We start from the raw sequence: 5,554 nt of genomic DNA on the forward strand, positions 1-5,554 counted from the left end.
GGTCTGCGCGTAGCCGAGGAAGCGGTGGGCGGGGGTGCGGGCGCGGTCCACGGGGCGGCCGTGGGCGCGGCCGCGGAACGTCGAGTATGTGCCGTCGTGGAAGAAGCCGCGTGTCATCGTCTTGCCGAGGGCGGCCAGCGGGGCCCGCGCGAAGTCCTCGTAGTAGCCCTGCGCCTCGCCCGTCAGCGCGGTGTGCAGCGCGTGGTGGAAGTCGTCGTTCCACTGCGCGTGCAGGCCGAGGCCGCCGCTCGCGCGCGGGGTGACGACGCGGGGGTCACCCAGGTCGGACTCACCGATCAGGGAAAGCGGCCTGCCGAGGTCGTCGGAGAGGGAGTCGACGGCCGCGGACAGCTCCTCCAGGAAGTGGCACGCGCGCGTGTCCCGCAGCGCGTGCACGGCGTCGAGGCGCAGCCCGTCGAGCCGGTAGTCGCGCAGCCAGGCGAGCGCGCTGCCCACCAGATAGGAGCGCACCTCGTCCGAGCCGGGCGCGTCCAGATTGACCGCGGCGCCCCAGGGCGTGTGGTGCGTCTCGGTGAAGTACGGGCCGAAGGCGGGCAGGTAGTTGCCGGACGGGCCGAGGTGGTTGTGGACGACGTCGAGGACCACGCCGAGGCCGAGCCCGTGCGCCGCATCGACAAATCGCTTCAGCGCCTCCGGGCCGCCGTACGGCTCGTGCACCGCCCACAGGGACACGCCCTCGTACCCCCAGCCGTGCCGCCCCGGGAAGGGGCACAGCGGCATCAGCTCCACATGCGTGACGCCGAGGTCCGCGAGGTGGCGCAGCCGCTCCGCCGCCGCGTCGAGCGTGCCCTCGCGGGTGTACGTCCCCACATGCAGCTCGTACAGGACCGCCTCCCGCACGCCCCGCCCCGCCCAGGGCGTCCGCCACGCGTACCGGTCGTGGTCGACGACCGCGCTGAGGCCGTCGGGGCCGTCCGGCTGGCGCCGTGAGCGGGGGTCGGGCAGGACGGGGCCGCCGTCCACCGAGAAGCCGTAGCGCGTGCCGTCCTCGGCCTCGGCCTCCGCGATCCACCAGCCGGCCCGGCCGCCGTCGCGCTCCATCGCGCGCGTGGCGCCCGCGCACTCCAGAGCGACCCGCTCGGCCTGCGGCGCCCACACTTCGAACCTCACCGACGTGCCCCCTCGTCCGCTGTCCGTCACACCTGCGTCCCATGGTGCGTCAGAAGTGCTCTGTTGGGGGGCGGAAGAGATCGATCGGCCGCCGCCCCGGCCCATTCTGGACACCCGGGGCGAGCTTGCCCGACAATCCCCAGGTGACATCCTCTTTCGAGTTCTCCACATACCCCGCGCGGGTGACGGACGCCGAGCGCGACCGGGCGCTGGACGCACTCAAGGAGGGCGCGGCCGTCGGCAGGCTCTCGCACGACACCTTCCTGCGGCGCATGGAACTGGTCCTCGCCGCCCGCAGGCCCGACGAACTCGCCGCCCTCACCGCCGATCTGCGGACCGAGGGCCGCTGGTCGCGCATGGTGCTCGGCAGCGTGGAAGCGGTCTCCGGGTTCACGATGAAGCTGCGCAGGGCCTGGCAGGCCGAGCGGCTGCCGAAGCTGCTGCTGCCCTCGCCCGACAGCCCCTATCCGCTGCGGATAGGCCGCGACCCGGCCAACGGCCTGCGGCTCAGCCACGACACGGTCTCGCGGGTGCACGCCGAGCTGCGCCGGCAGGGCGGCGTGTGGGTGCTGCGCGACCTCGGCTCCACCAACGGCACGTCGGTGAACGGCCGCCGGGTGACCGGCGCCGCCCTCGTCCAGGACGGCGACCTGGTCAGCTTCGGCCGGATGGCCTTCCGCCTCGCCGTGAGCTGAGCCCCGGCCCGGCCTCGGCGCGTCCGGGGCCCTCACGTCCGCCTCGCTACCGCCTCCGTTCCAGCAGTGTCACCGGCGAGGCCGCGAAAAGGTCCGCCACGCGTGCGTGGCCCTCGAACTCCCGGCCGGGGGTCAGCAGATCTGCCCATCGCCCTGCCGGAAGCGGAAGCTCCGTGTCTCGCCAGCCGCCTTCCTCCGCGAGCCGCAGGGAGAGCCGCGTCGCCGCGACCACCACCTCGCCGGAGCGGGCGAACGCCACACAGTGCGCGGCGCCGGGGCCCTCGGCGGTCAGGGGTTCGTACGTCCCCGCGTCCCCGAACAGTTCCGGGCGCCGCCCGCGCAGCCGCAGCGCCGCCGCCGTGAGCGCCAGCTTCTCCTCCGCGAGGCCGGCGGGCTCCGGCCGCGCGTCGAGCCGTTCCAGGACCTCTGGCCGGAAGTGCGCCGGCGCCCGGTTGTCCGGGTCGACCAGCGCGCGGTACTCACCCTCCGTCCCCTGGTAGAGGTCGGGCACCCCCGGCATCGTCAGATGCAGGAGCGCCGCCCCCAGGACGTTCACCCGCACATGGGGCGCCAGCTCCCGCGCGAGGGCCGCGACGGCGGCTTGCGGCGCCCCGCACGGCCCCGCCTCCACAAAGGCCCCCACGGCCTTCTCGTACGCCTCGTCGGGCTCGGTCCAACTGGTGTGCAGCCCCGCCTCCCGCACATGCTTCAGGAGCGCGTCCCGCAGCCGCGTGTCGTCCGGGGGGCCGAACCCGACCGCCGTCTGCCAGGCGGCCCACGCCAGCTGGGGGTCGGGCGCGCGGACGCCCCCCTCGCGCGCGGTCCGCTCCGTCACCTCGGCGAGAAGAGCGGCCCAGCGGTCCGGGCACTGCGCCAGGACGGAGATGCCCGCGCGCACGTCGGCGCTGCGCTTGGTGTCATGGGTCGTCAGGACCGTGCCCGTGGCGGGCCAGTCGCGCTGCACGCGCGCGCAGTACGCGTGGAACTCCTCCACGGAGACCGCGGGCCGCTCGGGCGCCCCGCCCACCTCCGCCGCCGACAGGAGCGGCGCGTGCCGGTAGAACGCGGTGTCCTCCACGGCCTTGGCACGCAGCGCGGACGCGGTCTGCGCGAACCGCGCGCGGAACGCCGCCACCGCGGCCCCCTGGCTCCCGTCCACCGCCCCTGCCCTGCCAAGCACCAGATCCCGTACGACATCGACCGTCCGGGCCTCCTCGGGCACGCTGAAGGCGGCCCTGGCCTCCGCGGCGGCCGACGCGGTCAGGACCGTCTCGGGGGCGGCGCCCCCGGACACGTACGGCCGGTAGACGGGAAGCCGCACGAGCAGTTCCCGCAGGGCCGTGCGCAGCGCCCAGGGGGCGTGGTCCCGCAGGGCGGGGTCGGCCGCACAGATCTCGGCGGCCGCGCGCGTGAGACGGTCGACCTCGGCGGCCAGCTCGTGCGAGATGACCCGGTACGCGGCGCGGCGCACCGTCGCGGCCCACTCGCCGCCCCGGTCGGCGGGCGGCGCGGCGAAGCGGCGGTACTGGCCGAGGAGTTCCCCGGTGCCCGCCGGGTCGGTGAGGACGCCGTCGATGTGGCGCAGCGCGTCGTAGCCGGTGGTGCCCGCGACCGGCCAGGCGGCGGGCAGGTGCTCGCCGTCGGCGAGGATCTTCTCGACGACCGTCCAGCGCCCGCCGGTCGCCTCGTGCAGCCTCTGGAGGTAGGCCCCCGGGTCCGCGAGCCCGTCGGGGTGATCGATCCGCAGCCCGTCGACGACCCCCTCGTGGAGCAGCTGGAGGATCTTCCCGTGGGTCGCGTCGAAGACCTCGGGGTCCTCGACGCGCACTCCGATGAGATCGGAAATGGTGAAAAAACGCCGGTAGTTGAGATCCGTACGGGCAAGCCTCCACCAGGACAGGCGGTACCACTGGGCGTCCAGGAGCTCGGGCAGCGCCAGCCCTTCCGTGCCCTCGCGGATCGGGAACGCGTGTTCGTGGTAGCGCAGGACGTCCCCGTCGACCCGCAGCGCTGTCAGCTCGTCCCCGAGCCGCGCCCCGAGGAGGGGCAGCAGGACGCGCCCGCCGCCCGCCTCCCAGTCGATGTCGAACCAGCGGGCGTACGGCGAACGGGGACCCTCGCGCAGCACCTCCCAGAGCGCGTGGTTGTGGCGCGGCACCGCCGCCATGTGGTTCGGCACGATGTCCACGATCAGGCCGAGCCCGGCCTCGCGGGCGGTGCGGGCGAGGGACCGCAGCCCCTCCTCGCCGCCGAGTTCGTCCCGCACGCGCGCGTGGTCGACGACGTCGTAGCCGTGCGTCGAACCGGGGACCGCCTGGAGGACCGGCGACAGATGCAGATGCGAGACACCGAGCGAGGCGAGATGGGGCACCGCGGCCTCGGCGGCGGCAAAGGGGAACTCCGGCTGCAACTGGAGCCGGTACGTGGCGGTCGGCGAAGGAGGCACCGCGGGCCTGGAGCGCTCTGACGTCATGCGAAGGTACGTACCCGTCCCGGAGGCTTTCGTGTCATCCGCTCATGCGTCTCCGCACAACGGCGTCGTTAGCGTCGGACGATGGCTTCGAGAACGCGGGACGCGTACCGCACAGTGATCGGCATGACGGGGGCACTGCTGCCCGTCGTCTCGTTCTTCGGCAGGCTCCCCGTGGCCATGATCCAGTTCGGCAGCGTGCTCCTGGTGACGGAGACCAGCGGGTCGCTGGCCACCGGCGGCATCGTCGCCTGCGCGCTCGCGCTCGGCCAGGTGGGCGCGGGGCCCTTCGTCGGGCGCCTCGCGGACCGGCACGGCCAGCGGGCGGTGGTGCTCGTCCTCTCGCTCCTCAACGCCGTGGCGATCGCCGCCTACACCGCGGGCGCCGTCGCGGACCTGCCCACGCCCGCCCTCGTCGCCCTGGGCGTCCTCGCGGGCGCCACGATCCCGGGGATCGGCCCGCTCGCCAGGGCCCGCGTCGTCCCGCTGGTCCGCGCGAAGGGCGGCGACGACCGGCTCGCGGGCACGGTGCTCTCCCTGGAGAGCACCATGGACGAGCTGTCCTTCGTGCTCGGCCCCGCCCTGGTGGGCCTCGCGGCCGTCGCGGGCCACCCCGCGTACGCGTTCGTCGCGGCCGCCCTCCTGGTCGCCGTCTGCGGCACGGCCTTCGCGCTGCACCCCACGGGGCGCACCGCCAAGGGGACCCCGCGAGGACCGGCACGCGCGCGTGGGGCACGGCCGCCGCTGCCGCGTTCGGTGTACGTGGTGCGCGTGGGGCTCCTCTTCCTGGGGGTGCTGCTCGGGGCCTGCGGGGCGGGGATCACCGCGCTGACCGAGGAGCTGGGGCAGCCGGGGCAGGCCGGGCTCGTGTACGCGGCGATGGGCGTCATGAGTGCCGTCGTGGGGCTCTCCATGGCCGCGCTGCCCGAGCGCTTCGGGCTGCTCGCGCGCTGGCGGGTGGCGACAGCGGCGGCCGCCCTCCTGTCGCTGCCCCTGGTGTGGACCGACAGCCTGGCGGGCCTCTACGTGGTGGTCACCTTCTTCGGCGCGATCTACGCCCCGAACCTCATCACGGGCTTCGCGCTGACCGAGCGTGCCGTGCCGGCGCGGCGGCTCGCGGAGGGCATGACGTTCGCGGCGAGCGCGTTCGTCGGGGGCCAGGCGGTGACGCTGGCGGTGGCCGGGCGGCTCGCCGAGGCCCACGGGGCGGGGGCGGCGTTCGCCCTGGGCAGCGCGGCCGCGGCGGGCGCGTTCGTGG

At 75.0% G+C, this 5,554-nt stretch carries 4 protein-coding genes; 2 read left to right on the plus strand and 2 right to left on the minus strand.

Going from position 1 to position 5,554, the window contains the following annotated elements:
* On the minus strand, positions 1-1,131 hold a 1,131-nt coding region (treZ, locus tag GKQ77_RS26550), incomplete at its 3' end, for a malto-oligosyltrehalose trehalohydrolase (RefSeq protein ID WP_219691461.1).
* Between the two features lie 143 nt (positions 1,132-1,274).
* Between treZ and GKQ77_RS26555 the strand changes: the two genes are divergently transcribed.
* Positions 1,275-1,826: an FHA domain-containing protein gene (locus tag GKQ77_RS26555; RefSeq protein ID WP_219691462.1), complete on the plus strand. Its 552-nt coding sequence runs from the start codon at positions 1,275-1,277 to the stop codon at positions 1,824-1,826.
* A 46-nt stretch (positions 1,827-1,872) separates the two neighbouring features.
* Here the strand turns inward: GKQ77_RS26555 and treY are convergent, their stop codons facing one another.
* Positions 1,873-4,299, minus strand: a complete 2,427-nt coding sequence (gene treY / locus GKQ77_RS26560) for a malto-oligosyltrehalose synthase (RefSeq protein ID WP_219691463.1) — start codon at positions 4,297-4,299, stop codon at positions 1,873-1,875.
* Between the two features lie 81 nt (positions 4,300-4,380).
* Between treY and GKQ77_RS26565 the strand changes: the two genes are divergently transcribed.
* Positions 4,381-5,554, plus strand: a 1,174-nt coding sequence (locus tag GKQ77_RS26565; RefSeq protein WP_219691464.1) for an MFS transporter, incomplete at its 3' end; no start/stop codon positions are given.

This window comes from Streptomyces anatolicus (assembly GCF_019400875.1).
GTDB lineage: Bacteria > Actinomycetota > Actinomycetes > Streptomycetales > Streptomycetaceae > Streptomyces > Streptomyces anatolicus.